This is a genomic window from Streptosporangium vulgare (assembly GCF_042428775.1).
Taxonomy (GTDB): domain Bacteria; phylum Actinomycetota; class Actinomycetes; order Streptosporangiales; family Streptosporangiaceae; genus Streptosporangium; species Streptosporangium vulgare.
In genome coordinates this window covers 100306-125336 of the sequence record NZ_JBHMBS010000018.1, presented here as the reverse complement: position 1 = coordinate 125336, position 25031 = coordinate 100306, and the positions used below count along the sequence as shown (strand labels likewise).

Annotated in this window: 18 protein-coding genes and 1 tRNA gene; 13 read left to right on the top strand and 6 right to left on the bottom strand. The window is 71.1% G+C overall.

Annotated features, from left to right (window positions below):
* The first annotated feature begins 70 nt into the window (after positions 1 to 70).
* Together ACFFRH_RS30495 and ACFFRH_RS30490 are read left to right on the top strand one after the other, a co-directional pair.
* The gene (locus ACFFRH_RS30495; RefSeq protein WP_344746363.1) at positions 71 to 1618 is read left to right on the top strand and encodes a vWA domain-containing protein; all 1548 of its coding nucleotides are present in this window, start codon (positions 71 to 73) and stop codon (positions 1616 to 1618) included.
* Positions 1619 to 2000: 382 nt separating this feature from the next.
* A tRNA-Ala gene (locus ACFFRH_RS30490) sits at positions 2001 to 2073 on the top strand.
* Positions 2074 to 2464: 391 nt separating this feature from the next.
* Here the strand turns inward: ACFFRH_RS30490 and ACFFRH_RS30485 are convergent.
* The 3 genes from ACFFRH_RS30485 to ACFFRH_RS30475 form a co-directional block, all read right to left on the bottom strand.
* The gene (locus ACFFRH_RS30485; protein WP_344746364.1) at positions 2465 to 6109 is read right to left on the bottom strand and encodes a CARDB domain-containing protein; all 3645 of its coding nucleotides are present in this window, start codon (positions 6107 to 6109) and stop codon (positions 2465 to 2467) included.
* Between the two features lie 649 nt (positions 6110 to 6758).
* Positions 6759 to 7151, bottom strand: coding sequence for a DUF3224 domain-containing protein (locus ACFFRH_RS30480; RefSeq protein ID WP_386161099.1), 393 nt, complete (start codon positions 7149 to 7151; stop codon positions 6759 to 6761).
* A gap of 79 nt (positions 7152 to 7230) precedes the next feature.
* Positions 7231 to 8967 carry an ABC transporter family substrate-binding protein gene (locus ACFFRH_RS30475; RefSeq protein WP_386161098.1) on the bottom strand — a complete coding sequence of 579 codons (1737 nt, stop codon included), beginning with the start codon at positions 8965 to 8967 and terminating at the stop codon, positions 7231 to 7233.
* Between the two features lie 320 nt (positions 8968 to 9287).
* Between ACFFRH_RS30475 and ACFFRH_RS30470 the strand changes: the two genes are divergently transcribed.
* Entirely contained in the window at positions 9288 to 10640 is a 1353-nt protein-coding gene (locus ACFFRH_RS30470; protein WP_344746367.1) for an MFS transporter, read from the top strand.
* Positions 10641 to 10710: 70 nt separating this feature from the next.
* Positions 10711 to 11475 (top strand): peptidyl-tRNA hydrolase, encoded by a 765-nt coding sequence (locus tag ACFFRH_RS30465; RefSeq protein ID WP_344746368.1) that lies wholly within the window; start codon positions 10711 to 10713, stop codon positions 11473 to 11475.
* 66 nt (positions 11476 to 11541) lie between these two features.
* Here the strand turns inward: ACFFRH_RS30465 and ACFFRH_RS30460 are convergent, their stop codons facing one another.
* Complete coding sequence (locus ACFFRH_RS30460; RefSeq protein ID WP_344746369.1) at positions 11542 to 12552, bottom strand: DUF3616 domain-containing protein; 1011 nt, start codon at positions 12550 to 12552, stop codon at positions 11542 to 11544.
* 195 nt (positions 12553 to 12747) lie between these two features.
* On the opposite strand from ACFFRH_RS30460, the gene ACFFRH_RS30455 reads away from it, so the two are divergent.
* The 4 genes from ACFFRH_RS30455 to ACFFRH_RS30440 all read left to right on the top strand — a co-directional run bounded on the left by ACFFRH_RS30455 (position 12748) and on the right by ACFFRH_RS30440 (position 17884).
* A complete protein-coding gene (locus ACFFRH_RS30455) occupies positions 12748 to 13731 on the top strand; it encodes a hypothetical protein (RefSeq protein WP_386161097.1) in 984 nt (327 codons plus the stop codon).
* Between the two features lie 237 nt (positions 13732 to 13968).
* Positions 13969 to 15981: an ATP-dependent zinc metalloprotease FtsH gene (ftsH, locus tag ACFFRH_RS30450; RefSeq protein WP_344746371.1), complete on the top strand. Its 2013-nt coding sequence runs from the start codon at positions 13969 to 13971 to the stop codon at positions 15979 to 15981.
* Between the two features lie 205 nt (positions 15982 to 16186).
* Complete coding sequence (locus ACFFRH_RS30445) at positions 16187 to 16780, top strand: Maf family protein (protein WP_344746373.1); 594 nt, start codon at positions 16187 to 16189, stop codon at positions 16778 to 16780.
* Between the two features lie 303 nt (positions 16781 to 17083).
* Positions 17084 to 17884, top strand: a complete 801-nt coding sequence (locus ACFFRH_RS30440; protein WP_344746374.1) for an EI24 domain-containing protein — start codon at positions 17084 to 17086, stop codon at positions 17882 to 17884.
* Between the two features lie 178 nt (positions 17885 to 18062).
* On the opposite strand, the gene ACFFRH_RS30435 is transcribed toward ACFFRH_RS30440, so the two are convergent.
* Positions 18063 to 18371 carry a hypothetical protein gene (locus ACFFRH_RS30435; RefSeq protein ID WP_344746376.1) on the bottom strand — a complete coding sequence of 103 codons (309 nt, stop codon included), beginning with the start codon at positions 18369 to 18371 and terminating at the stop codon, positions 18063 to 18065.
* A 369-nt stretch (positions 18372 to 18740) separates the two neighbouring features.
* Between ACFFRH_RS30435 and ACFFRH_RS30430 the strand changes: the two genes are divergently transcribed.
* Both ACFFRH_RS30430 and ACFFRH_RS30425 read left to right on the top strand, forming a co-directional pair.
* Positions 18741 to 18962 (top strand): hypothetical protein, encoded by a 222-nt coding sequence (locus tag ACFFRH_RS30430; protein ID WP_344746377.1) that lies wholly within the window; start codon positions 18741 to 18743, stop codon positions 18960 to 18962.
* Between the two features lie 40 nt (positions 18963 to 19002).
* Positions 19003 to 20136: a DUF4192 domain-containing protein gene (locus tag ACFFRH_RS30425; RefSeq protein ID WP_344746378.1), complete on the top strand. Its 1134-nt coding sequence runs from the start codon at positions 19003 to 19005 to the stop codon at positions 20134 to 20136.
* Here the strand turns inward: ACFFRH_RS30425 and ACFFRH_RS30420 are convergent.
* Positions 20130 to 21152: a glycosyltransferase family 2 protein gene (locus ACFFRH_RS30420; protein WP_344746379.1), complete on the bottom strand. Its 1023-nt coding sequence runs from the start codon at positions 21150 to 21152 to the stop codon at positions 20130 to 20132. The genes ACFFRH_RS30425 and ACFFRH_RS30420 overlap by 7 nt on opposite strands.
* Positions 21153 to 21537: 385 nt before the next feature.
* On the opposite strand from ACFFRH_RS30420, the gene ACFFRH_RS30415 reads away from it, so the two are divergent.
* From ACFFRH_RS30415 to ACFFRH_RS30405, 3 genes are read left to right on the top strand one after another with little or no spacing between them, the layout of a single operon-like run.
* A complete protein-coding gene (locus ACFFRH_RS30415) occupies positions 21538 to 22764 on the top strand; it encodes an endonuclease/exonuclease/phosphatase family protein (RefSeq protein WP_344746380.1) in 1227 nt (408 codons plus the stop codon).
* A gap of 18 nt (positions 22765 to 22782) precedes the next feature.
* Entirely contained in the window at positions 22783 to 23868 is a 1086-nt protein-coding gene (locus ACFFRH_RS30410) for a glycosyltransferase family 2 protein (protein WP_344747997.1), read from the top strand.
* Positions 23865 to 24953 carry a lysylphosphatidylglycerol synthase domain-containing protein gene (locus ACFFRH_RS30405; RefSeq protein ID WP_344747996.1) on the top strand — a complete coding sequence of 363 codons (1089 nt, stop codon included), beginning with the start codon at positions 23865 to 23867 and terminating at the stop codon, positions 24951 to 24953. The genes ACFFRH_RS30410 and ACFFRH_RS30405 overlap by 4 nt, the downstream gene beginning before the upstream one ends.
* Positions 24954 to 25031 lie beyond the last annotated feature (78 nt).

Here is a 25031-nt window from a genome sequence, read left to right as displayed (position 1 = left end):
TGGGTCAAGCTCCCGGCGGACCGGAGGGAGGAGCCGTCGTAGGGGATGACCCGCATCCCCAGGAGGCGACATGAAGTCACGTCCGCTCGCCATCGTCCTCGCCGCGCTCGCTCTGCTCGCCCTGATGTTCGCCGCCGCCTGCGGCGGTTCGGGGGCACCCGCGAGCCAGCCGATGCCCGAATCCGGGAAGGCGGTTCCGGCCATGCCCCCGGACGGCCGTCCGCCCGAGGCCGGGGGCGACACGTCCGAGACCGAGACCCAGGCCCGGGCCACCGCCGGGAACGAGGAGCCTCAGGCCGAGGCCACCCGGCGCGACACCTCCGCCGAGCAGATCTCCACCTTCGCCCTCGACGTGGACACCGCCTCGTACGGCTACAGCAAACGGGCTCTCAACGAGGGCAGGCTGCCGGAGGCGGGCCAGGTCAGGCCCGAGGAGTTCGTCAACTCCTTCAAGCAGGACTACGCGGAGCCCAAGGACGACGGTTTCACCGTGCACATGGACGGCGCCCGCACACCGGGCAACGGCACCGCGCTGCTCCGCGTCGGCCTGCAGACCCGCGGGGCGAGCGCGGAGTCCCGGCGCCCGGCGAACCTCACCTTCGTGGTGGACGTGTCCGGCTCGATGGACGAACCCGGCAGGCTCGACCTGGTCAGGGAGGCCCTGCACAAGCTCGTCGACCAGCTCGGACCCGGCGACCACGTCTCCCTCGTGGCCTTCAGCGACCAGGCGGACGTCGTCCTCTCCATGACCCCGGCGACGGACAAGGCCGGGCTCCACGCCGCCGTCGAACGCCTCGCCATCCAGGAGTCGACGAATCTGGAGGCGGGGCTGACCAGCGGCTACGCCGTGGCCGCGGCGGGCTTCAGGCCGGTGGCCGTCAACCGCGTCATCCTGCTCTCCGACGGCCTGGCCAACACCGGCGACACCACCTGGCAGGGCATCCTCGACAGGGTCGCGGACGCCGCGGGCAAGAAGATCACCCTGCTGTGCGTCGGCGTCGGCCGCGACTACGGCGACGAGCTGATGGAGCAGCTCGCCGACAACGGCGACGGCGCCGCGGTCTACGTCAGCTCCGTCGACGACGCGCGCAAGGTCTTCGTCGAGCAGCTCGCCACCAACCTCGACCTGCGCGCCCGCGACGCCAAGGCGCAGGTCGTGTTCAACCCCTCGGTGGTGGAGTCCTACCGCCTGATCGGCTACGAGAACCGGCAGATCGCGGCCGAGGACTTCCGGGACGACGGCAAGGACGGCGGCGAGATCGGCCCCGGCCACTCGGTGACGGCACTGTACGAGGTCCGGCTGCGCGGCGGGGCGTCGGGACAGCTGGCCACCGCCACCGTGCGCTGGCAGGATCCCGACACCCGCGACCCCTCGGAAGCCGCCCGCTCCCTGGAGGCGGGCGACCTGGCGGCCTCACCGTGGGAGGGGCCCACGCCGAGGTTCCAGGTCGACGTGGTGGCCGCGGGCTTCGCGGAGTATCTCCGCACCGGGGAGGGGATCGCCGGAGCCGAGCCCGACGACCTCGCCGCCCACGCGACCCGCCTGGCCGCGTCCACCGAGGACGCGGCGGTGACCGAGCTCGCCGGGCTGATCGAGAGGGCCGCGTCGCTCCGGTAGGCGCCCGTCAGGCGTCCTTCGGGTCCCTCGGCGTCCCCTCTGGGCGTCCCTCTGCGTGCCTCTGCGTCCCTCAGTGTCCGTCGATGTCCCTCAGTGTCCCTTGGGGTCCTCGGGCGTCGACCCTCGGGCGTCCTTCGGGCGTCCGCGTCCGCGCCGCACGTACACGCGACCGTGATCGGTGGGCCGGTTCTCCGTGAGCCGGCCCCGTGGGTGGTCCGTGCCGCCGGTCCCGTACCGGCGGCCGGAGCGTGATCGGGAGCGGGGGGTGGGGGTGGGAACGGGGCATGATCGGGAGCGGGCGGCGCGGTTACAGGGTGCGGGGTGATTTCCTATACACTGGCGTGGTCGCCGGGCCGGGCCCGGGGACGTCGGTTACACCCGAGGGGCTATGGCGCAGCTGGTAGCGCGCCTCCATGGCATGGAGGAGGTCTGGGGTTCGAATCCCCATAGCTCCACTTCGGTGAGAAAGGGCCCGCTGTTCGCAGCGGGCCCTTTCCTCGTTCACGCGACGGGTGACCCCCGAATTCCCGGACGTGGTGACCGGGGCCCGCTGTTCGCGGGCCGAAAGCCCGCTCCCGGCGGGCCCCTGCGTTGTTCACCCAGGGAGACCCCGGCCCCTGGGGGTGGTGACCGAGGTCCGCTGTCCGCCTGTTTTCGGCGGGCTCCTTCGTCGTTCGTCCGGGGATCGCGGGCGCTTGTCGTTGTGTTCGGCGGGATTCGCCGGGACCGACGCGACCGGCCATGAGCGTGCTCCCCAGGGTTTCCCCGGGGAGCACGCCACATGGCCGGTCGTTTCTCAGGCGCCGGGCCCCGGAGGAGGGGTCACCGGAGTGTTCGCCGGAGGGGTCACTGGCCGGTGATCACGAAGCTCGTTCCCGGCTGCCTCACGATGTTGCCGTCGGCCGAGTTCGTGATGGTCACGTTCGACAGGACCGCGTTGCCGCGGGCGCCGCTCATGGCCAGGATTCCGGCCCCGTTGTTGGACTTGTCGATCTTCACGTTGGTGATCGCGACGTTCGGCATGTTGCCGCCGCCGGTCTTGAACTGGATGCCGTCGTAGGTCGAGTCGGAGATGTCGGTGTCGCGGATGGTGACACCGGTGATGTCACTGCCCTGCGGGAACAACGTGATCGCCCCGAACTCCTGGTCCTCGTTCCAGAAGGCGCCACCCGTGCGGTACAGGCCGTTGTTGGCGAGCAGCGTGGTCCCCGAGAAGGGCAGGGGGCTGTGGTCGGTCGCCAGCATGATGCCCGGGTAGTTCATGGTGTCGTAGATCAGGTTGTTCTCGGCGGAGTTGTCGTAACCGCCGTAGATCGCGATGCCGTTCGCCCGCCAGGGCAGCTGGATGGTGTTGTTGACGAAGTGGTTGTCGTGCGTGTTGTCGACGACCCGGTCCTTCACCGCCTGGTTGGCCCAGATCGCGAGGGCGTCGTCACCGGTGTTGCGGAACGAGGAGTTGAACACCCGCGAGTTGCGCGTGCCGTTGGTGAAGTTGATGCCGTCGGCGTAGGTGTTGCGGATGCGCATGCCGCTGAACAGCAGGTTGTCGCCGGGACCCCACAGGGCCGGGATGTTGTCGTAGTCGCGGCCGACCCAGGCGCCCACGTTGGCGTGCTCGATCCACACGTTGGTGATCTTGGTGTTCTCGCCGAACCGGCCGTTCAGGCCCACGCCGCCCTCGTCGTTGCCGTCTCCGCCGCGGATGCGGCCCGAGCCGAAGATGGCGATGTCGGAGATCTGGGTGTTGCTGTCGATGTCGAAGCCGAAGTTGCCCTCGTGCGGGTGGTTGATGCCGCCCACCACGTCCTGCGGCTCGGTCAGGGTGTACAGCTGGGAGTGCCACATGCCCGCGCCGCGGATCGTGACGTTGCTGATGCCCACCTGGTTCCACTGACCTCGGTTCAGCGGGTCGTCGGTGAGGATCTTCTGCTCCTGGCGCCACTGGCCCGCCGGGATCCACACGCAGCTGATGACGCCGTTCTGGTCGTCCGTCACCGCCCGCTGGATGGCGGCCGTGTCGTCGAGACCGTCGTTGGGCACCGCGCCGTAGTTCGTGATCGAGGTGCAGCCGGCCGGCTGGCTCGTCGGCGGCGCCACCTGCTCCAGGTCGATCAGGTCGATGACGTAGAACGAGGCCGTGTCGCCCGCGTCACGCTGCAGCTTGAACTTGGTGCCGGCCGGGTAGCTCTGCGAGAGCAGCGCGTTCGACTCGTCGAACAACCTCCGGGCGTCGCCCTGGGGGGTGTTCGACAGCGCCTCGGGGCCGTCGGTGTTCCCGTACAGCCAGCTGTGGCGTGACGAGAGGGTCAGCTTCCTGGAGAAGGTGCCGTTGATGTAGAGGCTGATGGTGGCCTCGATGCCGCCGCCCCCCGCCGCGTCGGGGATGGAGTTGCGGACCACGATCGAGTTGGCGGGGCTGGTCGAGGTGAACTCGACGAACTGCCCGGTGCTGTTCAGCCGCACCGACTTGCGGCCCGAGGACTCGGTGGCGAAGTTGGTGTGCCCGAAGGTGCGCAGCGGGTCGGTCTCCAGCAGGGTGCCCTGGTAGCTGGCGGCCTCGGCCTCGTACTCGACGTACGGGACGGCCGCGCCGCGCCCGACCACGATCGACTGCGAGAACGTGTTGTTGTTCTCGTTGGTCTCGGTGACGGTGTTGGTCGCGTCGGCGGTGGCGGTGATGGTGGCGCCGCCGCTGGTGGCGGTCCAGCTTCCGCTGACGGCCACGTTGGCCGTCGCGCCCGCGGCGATCGACGCGGTGTTGCCGTTGAGCGTGGTGCCGCCCACCACCACGCGGGTGACCGTGGTCGCGCCCGACGCGGCGGTTCCCCGGTTCTTCACCGCGACGGTGAACGTGACCGCCGCGCCGACGGCCGGGTTCTGCGGGCTGGAGGTGACGCCGAGGACCTGCAGGTCGGGGCCGGGAGCCTGCGCGACCACCAGCGGGGACGACGCGGTGAGGGTGTTGTTGCCCTCGTTCTGCTCGAAGACCGAGTTGTCCGCGTCCACCCTGGCGCTGACCGTGTAGCTGCCCTCGCCGCGGGTGCCGATGTTGTGGGTCACCGTGGCGGTGGCGCCGGCGGCCAGCGCGGGGACGGCGACGGTGCCGACGAGGGTGCCGTCGAGGTTGAGGTTGACGCTGTCCGCGGGGGAGGCGGCGTTGCCCGCGTTCCTGACCGTGGCCGACAGCGTGATCGCGCCGGCCTCGCTCGGGGACGCCGGGGTCCATGAGAGGTTCGTGACCGTGAGGTCGGGGTTCGGCGCGGGGACGCCGAAGACCTGGAACTCGGCGACCTGGCCGCCGGGCGCGCCGCTGTTGCTGGTGAACCTCAGCTGCACGTCGGCGACGGTGGCGCTGAGGTTGATCGTCACCGAGTTGCCGCCGGAGGCCGGGTTGAACGTGTAGTTCTGCGCCGACACCAGGTTGGTGTAGCCCGTGGCGTTCTGCTCACGGCCCAGGACCTGGATGTTCTGCGTGCGGGTGCCCCACGCGGAGTCGGGGTTGAGCTTCACCACGACCGAGCTGACGGCGGCGTTGGCGCCGAGCTTGGCGGTCAGCGTGTTCGGGAACGCGCCGGAGTCGGCCTCCCAGTAGGTGGCCAGGTTGTTGTCGTTCGCGTTCGCGGCGACGAACGAGTGCACGTGGCCCGACTCGACCATCTCCTTGCCGATCGCCAGGTTCGAGCCGGGGTCGCCGGTGCCGTTGCGGGTCACGGAGTTGCTGTTGGCCGACTGGTTGCCCGCCGCGTCCCTGGCCCGCACGAAGTACGTCACGGTCGCCGACGCGGGCTGGTCGTCGGTGTAGGTCAGCACGTTGCCGACGCTGCCCCGCAGCTGGTTGTTGGCGTAGATGTCGTACCCGGTGACGCCCACGTTGTCCGTGGAGGCGTTCCAGGCCAGCCTGATCTGGCCGGTGGCCGGCTGGGTGTAGGAGAGGTCGCCGGGGGCCGACGGGTTCTGGGTGTCACCGCCGGTGCCGGAGCCGTAGATCTCGAACTCGGAGATCTGCGCGGCGGGCCAGCCGGTGTTGGCGGTGATGTTGACCCGCCAGTAGCGGTGGGTCGCCGCGCCGAAGTTGATCGTGACCGTGTTGCCGGTCGCGGGGTTGAACGTGTAGGTCGCCGAGCCCACGACCGTGCTGAAGGTGTTGCCGTCAGCGCCGCCCTGGACCGAGAGCGTCTGGGTGCGGGTCTCCCATACGGCCGGCGGGGGCAGCTTCAGGACGATCTGGTTGACGCTCGTGGCGGTGCCGAGGTCGATCCGTGCCCACTGCGGGAAGCTGTTGTTGGCGCTCTCCCAGTACGTGGACTGGTTTCCGTCGTTGATGGCGGACACCGCTTGCCCGCCCGTGGAGCTGCTCGCCAGGGTCGCCTTGCCCGGCGACAGATTGGGTCCGGCCGCGGCGGAGGCCGGGACGACCGACCCCACGACGAGGAGTAAGCCGGTGGCGACCATGGTCGCCACCAGCCGTAACGGTCTGTACAGCATTCTCATTCGCGCTCTTCTTCTCTCGTCAGGCACGGCAGGGCCGAGGCGTGAAGGCTGCGCCTTCACCGCACACGTAATTGGGGGGCAGGTGCACGACGGAGTGCATCCCTGGAGAGTTGCGAGGAATAGCAAGAAACTGAACAATAGATTGCAATATTCTTGCATGACGTTGGCCAAATGTTACATACGTGCTACGGGCGCGTCAACGGCTGGGAAGCAGCTTTCTCAACCGGCTCGACGCGAGATGTGACAACGGGTCAGAACGTCCGTGAACGCCGGGCCGCGGATGCCGGGAGCGGGCACCGGTCTGGTGGGCGCGGGGCGCGGGCGCCGATCCGAGGGCGCGAGGGCGCGGAGGCGTGGGGGCGCGAGGGCGCGGAGGTGCGAGGGCGCGGAGGTGCGAGGTGCGAGGGTGCGCGGGCGGATGCCGGGGGTGGACACCGGTCCGCGTGCGCGGGGGGGATACCGGGTTGTGGACACCGGTATCGAATGCCGGACAGAGAGGGGCGGCTCGGGGACGAAGGTGGTCGCCCCGCGCGCGTCGCCTGTCGGTCGTCGGTGCTTGCCGGTCGTCGGCGCGGGGCGGGCTTCGGTGTCTGTCGGCCGTCGGGGCGGGTCGGGTCGGGGTGGGGCGGTCGTCAGCGCGGGGGCGTCCTCAGTCCAGTTCGTAGTCGAGGTGGAAGGAGTGGGCGCCGTCCTCGTTGACGATCTGGCCGCCGCCCCGGATGCCCCGCAGCTCGCCGGTGCCGGACTCGGGGAGGATCGTCCAGCTCAGCCCTGACCCGCCGGCGTGGCTCGTGGCCGTGTGGTGGAGCACGAAGGTGCCCTTGCGGCCGTGCGCGGTGCCGGTGAAGCGCTCGAAGCCCGCATAGGCCGCCGACGTCTCGACCTGGGCGATCGCGGTGATGATGTCGGTGGTGCTGGTGCCGGCCAGGTCGCCGTCGAAGGTCTTGGTGATGTGGACGCGGGAGAGCGTGGCCCCCTCGCCCTCGTCGTAGGGCTGTGGGTCCCAGCTGTCGATGGTGAAGGTTCCGGTGGCGCGAGGCATGCGGGCTCCCTTGGGGAATTCCGGGGTCTTGCGCCCATCCTGGCGGCCGTACCTGTCACCTGATGTCAGATACGGAGCCCTACGAGAGGCTCCATTTGTCCATGTTCCAGGTGATGGTCGACTGCGCGGGGTTGGGGATGACGTTCTGGAGTCTCTTGTCCCACGCACTGAGGCCCGGGTGCTGGAACAGCGGGATGGTGGCCAGGTCGCTCCAGAGCCGCTTCTCGATCGCGCCAATGATCGGGTTCTGGGCCGCCAGGTCCACCGTCGAGTTCAGCTTCGCGATGAGACGGTCCACCTGCCGGCTGGAGTAGCAGCCGTTGTTGCTGCCCTTGTTCTGGGCGTCGCACTTCCCCGGCGAGGTGAAGTTGGAGGCCCAGTTGCTGACCAGGGCGGACCCCGACCAGGCGAACAGGGCCACGTCGTAGCCGTTGGCCGGCATCACGGTGCCGAGGAAGTCCTCGGAGCCCTTGTCGACGACCTTGAAACCGGCCTTGTTGCAGGCGTCGATGATGAGCTGCACCGCCGCGGTGCGGCGCGGGTTCGGGGTCTGGTACCCGATGCTGATCTCCAGGCCCGTCTTGCCCGCCTCGCGCAGCAGCGCCCTGGCGCCCGCGATGTCCTGCCGTGCGTACACGCCCGCGCTGCCGCTGGCCGCGACGACCGCCGCGCTGTTGGCCTGGAAGGGGGCCACGGTACGGACCTGCAGGGGCTTGGCGGCGGGGGAGACGGGCCCGATCAGGGTGTTGACGATGAGCTGCCGGGGCACGCACCTGGCGAACGCCTCGCGCAGCATCCTGTCCCTGAACGGGCTGGAGTCGAAGTTGAAGTCCAGGTGCTCGTAGGTGTACTTCTCGAAGACGCCGACCTCCACGCCCCGCAGCGACTGCAGCTGCCTGAGCACGTCGGGCCCCGGCTGCGGCTCGACGATCTGGACCTCGCGGTTCTGCAGCGCCTGGGCCTGCTCGTCGAGGGTGATGAAGCGCTCGACGATCGTCGGGGTCGCGGCCGGGGTGCCCCACCACCTGTCGTTGGCGACCAGGGTGAGCCGCTGCCCGGCGTCCAGCTTGGAGAGCTTGTACGGCCCCGAGGACGGGATCAGCTCGGCGTCGGGCAGCCTGCCCTCGGAGACCCAGCCGTCGTTGAAGAACTCGATGCCCTTCCGGATCCGCTTGGAGTCGCCCTTCCTGACCGCCGCGATGAAGTCCTCCTCGGACAGGCCGTCCTGCCTGGCGACCACATGGGCGGGCATCATCTCGGTCGCGCCCGGCCCCCCGGCCACCCAGTCCGCGAACGGCTTGTCGTAGACCAGGGTGAACTTCCTGCCGCCCTTTCCGCAGTCGGGGACCCTGGTGTCCCGCAGGCCGGTGGTGTCGGCGGAGGCGAAGCCCCTGACCTTGCCGGACCGGAAGGCCCACCACAGCATGACGTCGTCGCAGTCGATCGGGGTGCCGTCCGACCAGACCGCCTTGTCGCTGATGGTGTACTCGACGCTCAGCGGGTCGTCGGAGACCTTCTCGTACGTCCCGAAGTCCTTGTCGGGGGTGATCGCGCCCTTGTCGCCGTAGAACCAGAAGCCCGTCAGCACCCGCTGCAGGGGGGCGGCGTTGCGCGTGGCGTTCTCGGCGGTGGTGTTGTTGTTGTAGGAGTGGAACTCCTGCTCGTACGCGTAGGTGATGGTCTCGCTCGGCAGGGCCGGCTGCGAGCCGGAGGCCGTGGGATCGTCCGCCGGGCCGATGTCCGCGCAGGCGCCCAGCAGGAGCGTGCCACTCGCGAGCAGTGCCAGGAACCTTCCCGGCCTTCGTGCGTGGAACACGGCACCACCCCTTCGATCACCCGGTCCCCGGTCTGTCCCCGTACCGGTCGAGCATCGTCACTTCTCGTGGCCGGGCGGGACCCGGACGGGCATCGCGTCCCCCCGTGACCATGCCGGACGCAAGACCCTCAGATGAGGAGAATAGAAAAAACATAACCTTTGAGCGAATTCACCCGGTATGTGACCAGCATGTGAGATGACCGTCTCGTGGATGCGCGTGACGACCGCGACTACGAGAGGATGACCGTGGCCTGATCCTTGCGGTTATTGGCGCTCGGGCCACTCGTGGGCCCGTGGGTCGCCCCTCGATTATGGAGCGCATGAAAACGACCCCTCGGGCGCCCGAACGCACGCTGCACCGCGCCTGGATCGTGGCGGGAGTCGCGTTCGTGGCCATCCTCGGCGCGGCCGGGTTCCGGGCGACGCCCGGTGTGCTGATCACACCGCTCCAGGAGGAGTTCGGCTGGTCCCGGGGCACCATCTCGCTCGCCGTCTCGGTCAACCTCATGCTGTACGGGCTGACCGCGCCCTTCGCCGCCGCGCTGATGGACCGCTTCGGCATGCGCAGGGTGGTGACGTACGCCCTGCTGCTGGTCGCCGCGGGCAGCGGGTTCACCATCCTGATGAACGCCCCCTGGCAGCTCGTCCTCTGCTGGGGCGTGCTGGTCGGTCTCGGCACCGGCTCGATGGCCCTGGTCTTCGCCGCCACCCTCACCGAACGCTGGTTCGTCCGCCACCGGGGCCTCGTCACCGGCGTGCTCACGGCGGGCGGCGCCACCGGGCAGCTCGTCTTCCTGCCCGTCCTCGCCCACCTGGCGGCGGACAGGGGCTGGCGGTCGGCCGCCGTCACGGTCGCCGTCGCCGCCCTCGTCGTGGTCCCCCTGGTCTGGTTCCTGTTGCGCGACCGGCCCGAGGACGTGGGCACCACCGCCCTCGGCGCCGATCCCGCCGCGCCCCCGCCCGCCCGTCCGGAGCGGACCGGGGGTGCCGCCTCCCGTGCCCTCGGCGTGTTGTGGAGCGCGGCACGCACGCGCCCCTTCTGGCTGCTCGCCGGGGGGTTCGCGATCTGCGGGATGAGCACCAACGGCCTGGTGGGCACCCACTTCATCCCCGCGGCCCACGACCACGGCATGGCCGAGCCGGTCGCCGCGGGGCTGCTCGCCCTGGTCGGGATCTTCGACGTGGTCGGCACCGTCGCGTCCGGCTGGCTGAGCGACAGGGTCGACTCGCGCGTCCTCCTCGGCGCCTACTACGGGCTGCGCGGCCTCTCGCTGATGGCGCTGCCGAGCCTGTTCGGGGCGAGCGCCGAGCCCAGCATGCTCGTCTTCATCGTCTTCTACGGCCTTGACTGGGTGGCCACGGTCCCGCCCACCGTCGCCCTGTGCCGCCAGATCTACGGTCCTGACGGGGCCGTGGTGTTCGGCTGGGTCTTCGCCTCCCACCAGGTCGGCGCCGCGATCGCCGCGGTCGCCGCGGGCGTCACCCGCGACCACTTCGGCGCCTACGACCTGGCCTGGTACGCCGCGGGCTTCCTCTGCCTCGCCGCCGCCGTCATGTCGATCGCCATCACCAGGAAGCCTGTCATCGGGAAGCCCATCACCGGGAAGGCCGGCACCGGGGAGGCCGGCACCGGGGAGGCCACCGCGGAGGAGCAGGCATCCTTGAAGGCGTGAGAGAACGAGGCGGGCGAGCCGCGGGACACGGAATCACCGGATTGGGCACGCGGCGGCCGGGGGAGATCGCATGACCGGCGCCGGGGACGAGACGACAGACGCGGCGCCCGGGAGCGGGATGGAGTCGGGCGCGCCGGGCGGCGCGGGCGGCGAGGACGACAGGGAGCAGGAGCGGGAGCGGGACAGGAGGGTCCTCCCGCTCGTGGTGCGGATCGAGCGCTCCGCGCCGCCCGAGCGGACCGACGCCCTGGAGGCGGCGGCCCTGGCCGTGCTGGCCCTGCTCGACGACCCGCGCGCCCTCGACGGCGGCGAGTGGGCCGAGGCCGTGGGGGCCTGGGACGGCAGCCGGTTCAGGAAGGTCGTCCGGCGGGCGCGCGGGGCGGAGTGGCGCCGGGTGCTCGACCTGCCCGGTGTCACCGTCACCTCGGGCACCGCCGAGGTCCGCGTCCACCCGCCGGTACCGCTGGACGGCTGGCCCAAGGACCTCTCCAGGCTCCAGGTGTCCGGCACCGAACTCGCCGACTCCACCGAGCCGGGACCTCCGGGTGACGTGGTGCTGTGGCTCAACCCCGGGTTGACGATGTCGGCGGGCAAGGCCATGGCCCAGGCCGGGCACGCCGTCCAGCTCGCCTGGCGGGCGAGCGGGGACGACGCCAGGCGGGCGTGGCGGGACAAGGGCCTCGCCGTCTCGGTGAGGACCGCCGATCCCGCCGCGTGGGCCGCGCTGGTCGCCTCGGGCCTGCCGGTGGTCAGGGACGCCGGGTTCACCGAGGTCGAGCCCGGCTCCCGCACGGTCGTCGCGGACGTCCCGTGGCTGCGCGGGGGAAGCCGGTGATCATCGGATGACCGGCGCGTGATCGACGGGGAGAACGGACGCCGGCCGGGTCCCGGGGACGAGTGGTCAGCGGGGCATCCTGACGATGTCGGCGAGCACGCCGCCCTCGGGGGTGAGCCGCGCCTCCGAGGGGCTGTCGTGGACCACCAGGAGGCGCTCGCCGTCGAGCACGGTGATCCCCTCCGGGTGGTCGTTCCCGTTCCCGTGCGGCAGGTCGCCGACGAGATCCAGCTCGTGCCGTACCGACGGCTCGTCCTCCGGATCCCAGCGCAGCACCCGGACCGGGCCGTCCAGGCTCATGGTCGGCCCGGCGAGGATCAGCATCCCGTCCCGGTGCGGGCACATGTCGCGGACGCCGAGCCCGCCGAGGTTCAGGAAGTGCGTCCGGTACGGCCTGCCGTCGATGGGGGCGAGCCGCAGGCTGCCGGGACGCCGGGGGTCGCTCTCCGGCCGGATCTCCAGCATCGCGGCCCAGCCGCGCAGCACCGGGCCGCGCAGGCCGACGAACAGACGGCCGCCGAGCATGGCGATGCCCTCGATGTCCAGCCCGTTGTCCTTGCTGGGGATCGAGACGAAGGGGGCGAGGTGCGGATCGTCCGCCAGCAGGTCGGCCAGGTTCCGGCCGGGACCCGACAGGATCTCCGCCCTGCGGGAGCCGTCCTCGCGGACCGGGGTGGCGCCGACGAGCGGCAGCCGTACGAGGATGTAGCGGTTCTCCTCGCGCACCACGCTGCCGAGGCGGCGGCGGGCCTTGTGCGGCGGATGCCCCTTCTTGACCCGCCTGCGCTTGAGGCTGTGCGACCCGATCGCCCAGAGCCAGCCGTCCGCCCGGCCCAGGCCCTCGATGTCGGCCTCCTCGTCGCGCCCGGCGGGCAGGTCCACGAAATCGGCGAGGTGGAAGGTGCGCTGGTCGTCGAAGCGCCCGCCGCGGAACGTCAGATGCTCTACGGTGGCGGTCTCGTCACCGGCCAGCCAGAGCCCCAGGGCGTCGGTGCGCACGGCCGACAGATTGATGTGCGTCCTCGCCTCGCGTGAGGACACGTCGAACCTGAGCTCCACCTGGCTTTCCACGAACATCCTGGAATCATCGCAGGATGTTTCGCACAAGAGTGAGGAAGGTACTCGTTCCCGAAGTGTGATGGGGATCCCGCACGAGAAAACCGGATTTGTCGTACGCTCCCGATCGTGCTCGATGGGTTGGGTGGGACTCAGGGGACCCGGGAGACGGGTCCCGCGCCGACATACGCGACTGCCGAGGCGGCCACTTCGGAGATGCCGAGAATCGTGGCGGAGAGCCCCCCGAAGCTGCCGGACTCCCCCGTGAAGCGGTCCCGTATCGGCGACCTGCCGATGCGCGTCATCTACCGCTTCCTGGCCGTGGGTCTCGCGGTGATCCTGGCCGCGGTCGCGGCGGTGGTCGGCTTCGTCTCCTCGGGCTCCCCAGATCAACCGGGCGAGGGAAAGACGGGGCAGATCGCCGCGCCATCTGCCGCGCCACCCTCGCCCGGTCCAGGGTCGGCGGAACCGTCCGCCCTGGCGACCCCGGCGACTTCGGCGGAGCCGTCCGCCTCGGAGCCTGCCGCCTCGGTGTCGGCGCAGGCGTCCCCCTCGGGAACCTCCTCCGCGTCGGCGTCCCCCTCGGAGAGCCCCGCCGAGACGGCCGCTCCCTCCTCTGCGCCCGACGGCTCGGAGCCGGCGCCCGACCGCAGCGCGGTCATCGCGGCCCTCGCCGACCCCCGGGTGCCCGACCTGCCGCGCGACAAGCGGCTCGGCCGCCTGTCCGGCAAGTCGGGCAAGAGCAAGCGTCGCGTCCAGGACGGCAAGTCGGGCGTGTCGCTGGTCCGCCTGGGCAAGCCCTGGAAGGTCTTCGGCGCGGCGCCGTTCTCCACCAAGCAGGTGCTGCCGAAGGCGAAGGGAGCCGCTCACCGGGCGATGCTCGTGAGCTGCCCGGTGCCGATCCTGGTGCAGAAGAAGGCCAAGGACACCGCGCTGCTGGCCGCCCGGTGGACGCTCAACCACCACCCCAAGGGCAGCAAGATCACCTGGACCGCCTCGCAGTCGATCAAGAATGGCTGGCTGCTCGCCTACCGGGTGAAGTACAAGGTGAAGGGCAAGGCGCGCTCCTCCATGGCCGCCGTCGCCGTGACCGAGATCCCCGGCGCCAAGCCCGCGATGCTCTTCGCGACGATCCCCGACGTGCAGAGCAAGTACTGGCGCGCCATCAACACCGCGGTCTCCTCCCTCAGATTGAAGTGAGCCTCACCTGGGCAGGAATCGCCTTGTCCGTGTGACCTGGTGAAACTCGGGGGAATTTCACGGCCGGCCGCTTCGCCGCCGCACGCGCGACGACCTCCCGCCCGCTCGCCGGGCGCGAGGTCCGGCTCTCCTGCGGAGGCGGCCCCGGTTCGAGGGCCCGGACCGGGCCGGGCGTCCCGGACGCGCCTCCGGGACGCCCGCCCAGGCAGACCCCCCCGAGCCGTCGAGGGGGAAGTCGTGAACCGACCGGCGTCTCACGAGCGCAAGGGGACCGGCCCCGACACACCCGACCAGGGGAGCGGGCCCAAGCCCTGGCGGTCCGAGGGCCTGCCCGACGACGGCGGCTCACCCGCCCCGCAGCGCCCGAGGTTCAACTGGGTGCGCTTCCTGATGACCATGGTCATCGTCTACGCGGGCTTCTTCGTCGTCTCCTCGTTCTTCGAGGAACCCACCGAGCCGATCTCCTACACCCAGTTCACCCAGCAGGTCCAGGCCGGGAACGTCAAGGAGGTCTACGCCACGGGCACGGCGATCGAGGGCACCCTCAGGAAGACGGCCCGCGACCCCGACAGCGACAACATCGCGTACGACAAGTTCTCCACGGAGCTGCCGGTCTTCGCCGACCGGGCAGGGCTCTACCAGCGGCTCCTCGCGACGAAGGTGAACATCAGGGCCGAGCCCGTCGGCGGGAACCTCCTGTCGAACCTCCTGGCGTCGCTGGTCCCGGTCCTGCTGCTGGCCGGTGTGTGGATCTGGCTCGTCCGGCGCGCGGCGTCCGGCGCGATGGGCGGCGGGATGGGCGGCCTCGGAGGTCTCGGCGGTCTCGGCAGGTCCAGGGCGGCCAAGCCGGTGGAACCGGCCAAGGTCCGGGTCGACTTCGACGACGTCGCGGGCATCGACGAGGTGGAGAACGAGGTCGCCGAGGTGGTCGACTACCTCAAGGACCCCGACAAGTACCGGCGGCTGGGGGCGAAACTGCCCAAGGGCGTGCTGCTCGCCGGGCCGCCCGGCACCGGCAAGACCCTCCTCGCCCGCGCGGTGGCGGGGGAGGCCGACGTGCCCTTCTTCTCGGCGAGCGCCTCGGAGTTCATCGAGATGATCGTGGGGGTCGGGGCCTCGCGGGTGCGCGAGCTGTTCGACGAGGCCCGCAAGGTCGCGCCGTCGATCATCTTCATCGACGAGATCGACGCGATCGGCAGGGTGCGGGGCGGCAGCACCATCGGCGGCCACGACGAGCGCGAGCAGACCCTGAACCAGATCCTCACCGAGATGGACGGCTTCACCGGCTCCGAGGGGGTCATCGTGATCGCCGCCTCCAACAGGGCGGAGGTCCTCGACCCGGCGCTGCTGCGGCCCGGCCGCTTCGACCGTACCGTCGTGGTGTCCGCGCCGGACGCCGAGGGGCGGCTGGCGATCCTGCGCGTTCACAGCCGGGACGTGCCGCTCGCCGACGACGTGGACCTGGAGCGGCTCGCCAGGACCACCCCCGGCATGACGGGCGCGGATCTGGCCAACCTGGTCAACGAGGCCGCGCTGCTCGCCGCCAAGCGGGGCAACGACAAGGTCTACGCCTCCGACTTCGCCGACGCGCTGGAGAAGGTCCTGCTCGGCGCGGCCCGCGCCGTCGTGATCCCGCAGGACGAGCGGAGGCGCACCGCGTACCACGAGGCGGGTCACGCGCTGCTCGGCATGCTCCAGCCGGGCGCCGACCCGGTGAGGAAGGTCTCGATCATCCCGCGCGGGCGGGCGCTCGGCGTCACGCTCTCCACGCCCGACACCGACCGGTACGCCTACGACGAGAAGTACCTGCGCGACCGCATCGTCGGAGCCCTCGGCGGCATGGCGGCCGAGCAGATCGTCTACGGCGTGATCACCACCGGCTCGGAGAACGACCTCGAACAGGTCACCGTGATCGCCCGCGGCATGGTCGGCCGCTGGGGCATGTCCGCCAGGATCGGCCCGCTGACCGTCCTGCCCGCCGCCTCCGAAGGCCAGCCCGCCGCCGCCCCGGACACCCTCGCCGCGGTGGACCAGGAGGTACGGCGCATCGTGGACGAGTGCTACGAGGTCGCCCTGGCCGTCCTGTCGGAGAACCGGAGCCGCCTGGACGGCATCGCCGCGGCCCTGCTGGAGAACGAGACCCTGGCCGAGGCCGAGGCCTACGCCGCCGCGGGGCTCCCGATGGACACCGCTTCCGGGCTTCCCCCCTCGGAACCGCCTCCGCAGCTCCCACCCCCGCCGCACGCCTGACCTCCGGGCGCCTGGCGGGGATCGGATATCCGGTGTGGGCCGGGAGCTGTCGTGGATCGGACACCTGGTGTGGCTGGGGGCCGCCTGATCGGGCGCCTACCGTGGGCCGGGCATCTGGTGCGGGCTGTGGGGGCTGTCGCGGGCGGGGAGCCCGCCGTGGGCCGGGCGCCTGGCGGGGATCGGAGTCGCGCTAGGCTCGGTGGCCGTGACCCAGATCGTCCTCGCCTCCGCCTCTCCCGCCCGCCTCGCCCTGCTCCGCAGCGCCGGACTCGATCCCAAGGTGATCGTCAGTGGCGTGGACGAGGACGCCATCACCGCCGACAGCCCGAGCGAGCTCTGCCTCGCGCTGGCCCGCGCGAAGGCGACCGTCGTCGCCGGTGATCTGACCGAGGGGCTGGTCATCGGCTGCGACTCGGTGCTCGAACTCGACGGCCGGGCCTACGGCAAGCCGTCCTCACCCGAGGAGGCCGTCGCCCGCTGGCGCGGCATGCGCGGGCGCGAGGGCCGCCTGCTCACCGGCCACTGCGTGATCGACGTCGCGAGCGGGCGCGAGGTGGCGGAGGTGGGCGCGACGGTCGTGCGTTTCGGCACCGCGGGAGACGACGAGGTCGCCGCCTACGTCGCCACCGGCGAGCCTCTCCACGTCGCCGGGGCCTTCACACTGGACGGTCGCGGCGGCTGGTTCGTCGACGGCATCGACGGCGACCACGGCAACGTCCTGGGCATCTCCCTGCCCCTGCTCCGCCGCCTCTTCGGCACCCTCGGGGTCTCCGTCCCCGGCCTCTGGCAGCGTCCCTGACATCCGCCGTTCCGCATATCCGTTCATCGGGTTCGTCATCGCCGTCCCGAGCCCGCGGGGGGGGGCTTCGTGCGCGTCCCGGGCCTGAGGGAGGGCGGTCTCCGCCCGCATCGGGTGTTGTCCGTGTCCGCGTCCTGTGCCCGGGGCAAGCGCGGTCCCCGCCCGCGTCCGGCGTCGTCTCCGTCCTTCGCTCCGGGCAGGCGCGGTCTCCGGCGCCTGCCCGTCCCGTACGTCCGGCGGTGTGCCCGGCGTCGTCCCGCACGCGCTCTCCCGGGTGACCTCCGATCCCGATAATCTTCCGCCATGGGTCATTTCCGCTCCTTTCTGGACGGCATCGGGTTCTTCTTCCAGGGGCTGCGCTGGGTCGCGCGGTACCCGCGCTGGTGGCTGTTCGGGTTGATCCCGGCTCTGATCGCGTTCGCCCTCTACGCGACCGGCCTCTACTTCCTCGGCACGAACGCGCTGGACATCGCCGCGTGGGGCACGCCGTTCGCCGACGGATGGGGCGAGGCGGCGCGGACCGCGCTGCGGGCGCTGGTCGGGCTGGCGCTCTTCGGCGCGGCGCTGATCCTGTCGGTGGTGACCTTCACGGCGATCACCCTCATCCTGGGCGACCCCTTCTACGAGAAGCTCTCCGAGAAGGTGGAGGAGACCTACGGGGAGGTGCCGAGCGGCTACGACCTCCCGCTGTGGAAGTCGATCCCCCGATCCATCAGGGACAGTCTCGTCACCCTCGGATGGCTGCTGCTGTTCACGATCCCGCTGTTCTTCCTCGGTTTCGTGCCGGTGATCGGGCAGACGGTGGTGCCGGTGCTGGGTGCCCTGGTCTCGGGCTTCTTCCTCACGATCGAGCTGACCACGCTGGCCCTCGAACGCAGGGGGCTGACGCGCAAGCGACGTTTCGGCCTGCTCAGGGGGAACAAGGCCCCGGCGCTCGGCTTCGGGGTCCTGCTCTTCCTGCTCTTCCTCGTCCCGTTCGTCGCGGTGATCGCGATGCCCGCCGCCGTGGCCGGTGCGGCCATCATGGTCCGCACCCGCCTGGCGCCGCCCGTCCTCCCGGCGGGAAGGACGGGCGAGAGCCCGCGCGTCGACAGGGGGGTCTGAGGAGTTCCCGCCGCCTTCGGACGGCCCCCGGAGACAGGGGGCCCGGACTTCCTTTCGGAAGGCCGGGCAGACAGGCCCGTCCCGGCCTGGGAGCCGGGACGGAACGAGTCCGTGAGATCCGTCGGACACGGGAGCCGGAACCTCGCCCCGTCTCGGCTTCGAGGCCGGAGGCCGTCCGTCAGCGCGTCTCGACCCAGGCGCTGACGGTCGTGTGGGGAGTGATGGTGGTGAACGAGACGGTCCCGGCGGGCTGCCACGGGCCGATGATCGGGATATAGCCGACCTCGGCCAGGAAGTGCTTCTGCAGCACCCGGATGCGGTGCTCACCCGTGCCGGTGGCGCAGAAGCTGGAGGCCCACCTCTCCTGCGTGTTGACCTGATAGCTGCAGTTCTCCGGCGCGGCCGAGGCGCTGGACGCCGTCCCGGTCACCAGCCCTGCGGTCAGCAACCCGGTGGCGCAGGCCGCCGCCCATCTTCTCGCGATCATCTGTGGCTCCTCGTACGGGGGCAACGGGGGCAACGGGGGCAGGTGTCATGCGAGGCCGGCCGCTTCGGGAGTCCGCGCGGGATCGCGGCGGACCACGGGCCGGTGATCGTGTCAGGCGAACCCGCCGCGGCAGGTCGGGGTGGTTTTTGTTAGGAAACTTTCTTTTAAGAAAAAGTAGTCCCGCTGGAGGAGGGAGTCAATATCCCTTCGTCCCGGCTCCCCGGCCGTGGAGGCGATCCCATGTCCGCGGAGGCATTCGCGGAGGCGCCCCTTGCCCGTGGGGCGACCTTTGTCGTGAACGCGCCCCTTGTCGGTGGGCGCGTTCCCCGTGGGTGACGGTCGCGGGCTCTGTCCACAGAAAGGAGTTCGGTGCGGAGGCGGTGGTCCGGCTCCGGCGAGGCTTCGGGGTATGACACCGAACACCCCGGCCTCGCCCGAGCCCCCACCCGCCGAGTCCCCGGTCGCCCCCGAAGTGCTGCCGTCTCCACCGAGCCCGGCCCCGACCCCGGCCTCGCCACCTACCCCGAACCCGAGCCCGGCCCCGAGCCCGGCCTCGCCACCGACCTCGACCCGGTCCTCGGCCTCGCCTGATGTGCCGTCTCCACCGGCCCCGGCCCCGCTCCTGCCCGAAGTGCCGTCTCCGCCCTCCCCGCGCACCGAGCGGCCCCGGCTCCTGCTCGGTTCCACGGAAGACGTCCTGGGCGCCGTTCCCTACCTGCTGGGGTTCCATCCCGCCGACAGCCTGGTCGTCATCGGTCTCACGGGCAGCCTGTCCAGGGGCAGGCTGCATCTCACCGTCCGGTGGGACCTGCCCCTGGGGCCCGGCGGTCTCGGCCAGATCGTCCCGCTCTTCGGGAAAGAGGGCGTCACCCAGGTCGTCGTGGTCGGTTACGGTGCCGGCCCGCTGGTGACCCCGGCCGTGGACGAGGCCGTGGCGCTGTTCCGCCGTGGCGGGCTCATCGTCGTCGACGCGCTCCGGGTGGAAGACGGTCGCTACTGGTCGTACGGATGCTCGCGGACCGACTGCTGCTCGGCCGACGGCATGCCGTACGAGCGACGAGCCGGCGCGGTCGCGGCGGAGGCGGTCCTGCACGGGCTGGTCGCCCTGCCGGACAGGCGGACCCTGGAGCGCTCGCTCGACCCGGTCACCGGGCCCGCGCGGGAGGCCATCCGCGAGGCGACGGGCCGTCTCACGGAGGAGATGCGCGACAGGCTCGCCGGATGCCACGACGCCGACCGGTTCGCGGCGGAGTTCGTCGCGGACGGCATGGCCAGGGTCCGCGAGGCGGTCGTCACCTACGCCTCGGGAGGGCGGCTCGACGAGGACCAGGCGGCCAGGCTGGGGCTCGACCTGGCGGTGATCAGGATCCGTGACGAGGCGTGGGCGCTGGTCACCGACGAGAGCCACGACGCGCATCTCAAGCTCTGGCACGACCTCACCCGGAGGCTGGAGCCGAGGTTCGTGCCTCCGGTGGCCTCGTTACTCGGCCTGGTCGCCTGGCGGCGGGGAGACTCCGCGCTGGCGGGCGTCGCCCTCACCCGGGCGCACGAGGCCGACCCCGGATACTCGATGGCCAACCTGCTCGCGCACGCGATCCACCATCTGGTCCCACCCCACGTGCTCGACGACAGGATGCCCAGCCCCGAGGAGCTCGACCAGGAGATGGGCAGTCCCCGGATGGCCTGGCTGCTCCCGATGGCCGCGCTGCTGGGGGAGGCGGGCGGCCCCGGGCGCGAGGAGGCCGCCACGCAGACGCGTCATTGATTGTTCAGGTCGCCGGTCTGGGGGACCCAGGCAACGCCCGGCCGTCCTCGCTGCAGGACACGCTGGAGCACGCCGACTCCGGCCCCCGTCGCTCCCACGAGGGTGACCAGAAGGTGGACGGCACTGAAGTAGAGGCCGAAGAGGAGGCCCCGGCGGGCGAACACCCGCCGGTAGGTGCTGCCGTCGAGGACCACGGCGGCGGCGGCGAGCAGCGGCGACACGAGGGCGCCGACGGGGCCGACCAGCAGCGGCAGCAGGAGCGCCGGTACGGCGGCGACCAGCAGGACACCGCCGAACGCGCGCGGCACGGAGTCGCCCGGCGTCTCGCCCCGGGTCCACTCCCGCGCGCTCACCCGTGCGCGCCGGAACACCTTGCTCAGGATCATCCGCATCGTGGAGTCGTGGTCGGCCCGGCCGCAGACGGCGGCGGTGATGCGCACCTCGTAGCCTTTCCGCATCAGCCGGGAGCGATAGTCGGCCGACACCGTGTCGCTCAGGTGCGGGTTGAAGGGGCCGATCTCCTTGAACACCTCGGACGCCACGGCGAGCACGGCCGCGTGCAGCTCAAGGGTCGGCCGGTCGGTCGGCATCCACCAGTGATACATCTGCAGCGCGCGATACTGCGCGGGGAGGGTCCGGGCCGCCAGCGGCTCGGGGTGCAGGATGCCTCCCAGGGCACCCAGCCTGGGCTCGGCCTTGAGGATGTTCACCGCGTTCTCCACGGCGTCCGGGTCGAGGGCGATGTCGCCGTCCTGGAAGAGCAGGATCTCGCCGTGGGAGTGCTCCGCGCCGAGGTTGCGCGCGGTCGACGCTCCGCTGTTGACCTCGGTGCGCAGCACGGTGACGCCCATCGACCTCGCCACCTCCGCAGCGTCCTCGGTGCCGCAGTCGTCCACCACGATGACCTCGATGGGCGAGTAGGTCTGCTTCTCCAGCGCGCGCAGGCACAGGCGTAACACGTGGGATCGGTTGAAGCTGGGGATGATGACCGAGACTAGCGGGCGTTCTCGATTCACAGGTCGCTCCATTGACTGAAGGCCGCTCTTTCCGAACCGCCGGGTGTTGGCCGATGATCAGGGCGGGCTGCCCAGGTGGGTCTTCGGTCAAGCGGCCGTGGCTCGTCGCCCGGCCTCCGACCGTCTTGCTTCCCGCCCACGCTAGCCTCGACGGCTTGTCTCATTCTTGTCGTGCGGTCCGCCATGTCGTACGGTTCCCATTCTGCGCGGCTTGTGTGGTCCAGGACTGAGGCTTGTGCGATCCGAAAGCGAGCCCGGTGCGGCCCGCTGCGCGGACGACAAGGAAGCGACAAGAACCGGTCAGTACGTTGAGGTACCGCTGGAAGTGATCGCGGATCGTCAATGGCTGTCGCCGGCCTGACCTACGTGCCGAGGTGGTGTGCTGATGGGCGACCGGGACATCATGACCGAGGATCAGCCGACGGATGTCCCTCCCGAGAAGCCGCTCAGCCGGCGGGCTCGCCTGGGCCGGTTCATCCGGCCGCGGCGAAGGTGGTGCCTGGGCACCCGGCTGGTGGTGACCGCCACCACGGGGTGGCTGCTGTTCGTGGTCGCGCATCTGCTGGCCAGCGGCCGGACCTCGCTGTGGGCCCCGCTCGACCTGATGCCGCCGTTCATGTTCGTGGCGGTGCCGTTGCTGGTGCTGGTGGTGGCGCCGCTGGCGCGCCCGGTCCGCCGGCGCGTCATCCCGACGCTGGTGCTCACCCTGGTGCTCGGCGCGGGACACAGCGGGATCAACGTGGCGACCCTCTGGTACACCCCGCCGCCCGCGCCGCCCGGGGCCGTCAAGGTGGCCATGTGGAACACCGAGTTCTGGGACCAGGACTGGCGCACCTCCGACGGAAACAGCTACTCGCCCAACTTCTACGACTACCTGCGCGAGATGGACGCGGACGTCTACCTGCTCGCGGAGTACCTCTACGTCGACACCTCGGCGGGGGACATGATGACGTCGAAGTGGACCGCCGACATGGCACTACGCATCGACAAGACGGCGGAGCTGCGACGCGAGTTCCCGGGATACGAGATCGCGACGTCCGGGGAGCTGATCACGCTCTCCCGGCTTCCCATCGTCGCGCAGAGCGGGCTCGACATCACCCCGTGGCTGCCCGAGGACCAGAAGGCGGTCCCGGAGGTGATGCGGTCCTGGCCGACCTCCTACACGGTCGAGACGCTGCGCACCGACATCCGGGTGAACGGCAAGGTCGTCTCCTTCTACAACACGCAGATCACCCAGCCCCCGACCGAGTGGCGGCTGTACGACGGCGAGGCCCGCGCCTCCAACCAGTACGCCCACAGCCGGCGGGAGGCGAGCTACCGGGCGCTTCGCGCCGACATCGAGGCGAACGACCAGCCGGTGGTGCTCAGCGGTGACCTGAACACCACCCCGGCGATGGGGATGCTCCGGCTGCTGCCGGAGAAGCTGGTCGACCACACCGAGGCGCTGCCGTCCCTCTATCCGGCCACCTACCTCGCCGGAACCGCCGAGCTCTGGCGGATCGACTGGATGTTCACCACGCCGGACGTCGTCGTGCACAGCTACGAGATGCCCGGAGCCGCCGGACTGTCCGACCACCGTCCTCAACAAACGGTTCTATCGGTTGGCCACTGAGCCGTGGAAGGAATGCACATGACGGAACCGGCGACCGCGCGACCCGAGGATGTCGCGGTCATCGTGCCCAACTACAACAAGAAGAAGACCCTCCGAGCCTGTCTGGAGGCGGTGTACGCGCAGACGTACCCCCCGGCCGAGGTGATCGTGGTCGACGACCGCAGCACGGACGGCTCGCTGGACATCGCGCGGGAGTTCCCGTGCACGATCGTCGAGCTGCCGACCAACCAGGGGCCGTCGGGGGCACGCAACACCGGGGTCGCCTCCAGCAGCGCGCCCCTGCTGTTCTTCGTCGACTCCGACACCGCGCTCGCCCCGGACGCCGTGGAGAACGCGGTGCGGGCCTACCGGGAGACGCCCGACTGCGGCATGGTCCAGGGGATCTACGACAAGGAGCCGCTGTACGACGACGGCCTGGTGGAGAGGTACCGCGTCTTCTCCGAGCACTTCGACCGCCAGCGGGCGGTGTCCACGTTCCTGTCCAACTCGCTGATCCCGCGTACGGTCTACCGCGAGGCGGGCGGGCTGGACGAGCGGCTGCGCGACGGCGAGGACTTCGAGTTCGGCAACCGGGTGCCGTCCAAGTACCGGCTGGTGGTGACCGCGACCGTGGTCACCAGGGCGGACGACGTCGACCGGTTCTGGGAGTGCATGTGGGAGCGGTTCGTCAGGGCCAGCACCCTGCCGGTGATCATGTTGCGGGCGCGGCGGCTGTACGACGACGACACGATCGGGTTCCGGCTGGACATGATCGGCCCGGATCCCCGTACCCGCCGCCTGCCGCCGCGCATCTCCTCCGTCTCGGCGGCGCTGAGCCTGTTCACGCTGCCGTTCGTCTTCTTCTTCCCGTGGCTGCTCGTGGTGCTCGCGCTGCTGCTGGCGGCGTTCGTGACGGTGAACCGTGACTTCCTCCGATACTCCCACCGCTACCGGGGCGCGGGCTTCGCGTTCCAGATGGCCGTGATGCAGTTCTGCTACCACACGGCGTTCTTCCTCGGCGCCGGTGCGGGGCTGCCGCGGCTCGTCTACGAGCTGCTCCGCCGCCAGGGGCACCCGGCCAAGACCGGCCTCACCCCGGTCTCCCCGGCCGGTGCGCCCGAGTGACCGCGAGCCGGCCGTGGCGCCTGCCCCGCGCGCTCGTGCGCGCCCTGGTCGCGGCGTTCGCGCTGGTCCTGGTGGGCGCGGTGGCGGTGGCACTGGCCGGGCAGGACTGGAGCGTGGTCTCCGTCATGCTCGCCAGGAGCGACGGCGGGCGGATCGGCCTCCTGCTGGCCGGCGCGCTGCTGATCAGCATGGCCGGGCTGGGGTTCGGCTACCTGGCGTGGCGGGCGGTGCTGTTCGAGCTCGGCCCGCCGGTCGGCGAACCGCAGGTGGCGCGCGTCTTCTTCGTGACGTTCCTGAGCAAGTACGTGCCGGGGAAGGTGCCGGGCCTGATCGCCGCGACCAAGGTGGCCACGGCCAACGGCGTCGGTTTCGGGCGGTTGATGGGCACGGCGGCGCTGAGCATGAGCCTGGTCCTGCTGACCGGGCTCACGATCGGGCTGCTCGCGGGCGTGCACATGCTCGGCACCCAGGTGGCGTGGCTGGTGGCGGTGGCGACGGTGCTGATCGTGGTCGTGCTGGTACGGCCGCAGCTGGTCAACCACGGCGCGCACCTGGTGCTGCGGGTGCTGCGCCGCCCGGACCCGGCCAGGTCGGCCTCGCCACGCGGGATACGGTTCGCGGTCGTCGCGCAGGGGGTGTCGTGGCTGGTCACCGGCCTGCACCTGTGGCTGCTCGCGATCGCGATGGGGGCCGACCCGGTGCGGTCCCTGGGACTGTGCGTGGGCGCGTTCACCCTGGCCACGACGGTGGGGATGCTGACGGTCGTGCTGCCCGACGGGATCGGCGTCCGCGAGGCGGTGCTGACCGCCGCCCTGACGGTGGTGCTGCCCGCGCCGGCGGCCGCGGTGGTGGCGGTGGCGAGCCGGCTGGTCTCCACGGTCGGCGAGGTGGCGCTGGGAGCGACGGCGCTGGCGGTGGCCGAGGTCGCCATCCGGCGTTCCCCGGCTTCCGGGCCGGTCTCGGAGCCGGTCTCGGAGCCGGGGCCGGATCAGGCGTCCGCGACGGCGCCGGAGCCCACGGCGGTGCCGGTGCCCGCGACGGCGACGGAACCGGCTCCGGCCAGGTCTCCGGCGGGAGAGAAGTAGCCCTCACAAGCATCGGAACAGACCAACGCGTGCGAGCGTCCGCCGGGCGGGTCCCCTCCCGGCCGGCGGGCGCCCGCC

Excerpts from the sequence above, each read along its gene's own strand:
- ACFFRH_RS30495 (WP_344746363.1), top strand. The coding sequence starts at position 71 with ATGAAGTCACGTCCGCTCGCCATCGTCCTCGCCGCGCTCGCTCTGCTC.
- ACFFRH_RS30485 (WP_344746364.1), bottom strand. The coding sequence starts at position 6,109 with ATGAGAATGCTGTACAGACCGTTACGGCTGGTGGCGACCATGGTCGCC.
- ACFFRH_RS30480 (WP_386161099.1), bottom strand. The coding sequence starts at position 7,151 with ATGCCTCGCGCCACCGGAACCTTCACCATCGACAGCTGGGACCCACAG.
- ACFFRH_RS30470 (WP_344746367.1), top strand. The coding sequence starts at position 9,288 with ATGAAAACGACCCCTCGGGCGCCCGAACGCACGCTGCACCGCGCCTGG.
- ACFFRH_RS30465 (WP_344746368.1), top strand. The coding sequence starts at position 10,711 with ATGACCGGCGCCGGGGACGAGACGACAGACGCGGCGCCCGGGAGCGGG.
- ACFFRH_RS30460 (WP_344746369.1), bottom strand. The coding sequence starts at position 12,552 with ATGTTCGTGGAAAGCCAGGTGGAGCTCAGGTTCGACGTGTCCTCACGC.
- ACFFRH_RS30455 (WP_386161097.1), top strand. The coding sequence starts at position 12,748 with ATGCCGAGAATCGTGGCGGAGAGCCCCCCGAAGCTGCCGGACTCCCCC.
- ACFFRH_RS30440 (WP_344746374.1), top strand. The coding sequence starts at position 17,084 with ATGGGTCATTTCCGCTCCTTTCTGGACGGCATCGGGTTCTTCTTCCAG.
- ACFFRH_RS30435 (WP_344746376.1), bottom strand. The coding sequence starts at position 18,371 with ATGATCGCGAGAAGATGGGCGGCGGCCTGCGCCACCGGGTTGCTGACC.
- ACFFRH_RS30415 (WP_344746380.1), top strand. The coding sequence starts at position 21,538 with ATGGGCGACCGGGACATCATGACCGAGGATCAGCCGACGGATGTCCCT.
- ACFFRH_RS30410 (WP_344747997.1), top strand. The coding sequence starts at position 22,783 with ATGACGGAACCGGCGACCGCGCGACCCGAGGATGTCGCGGTCATCGTG.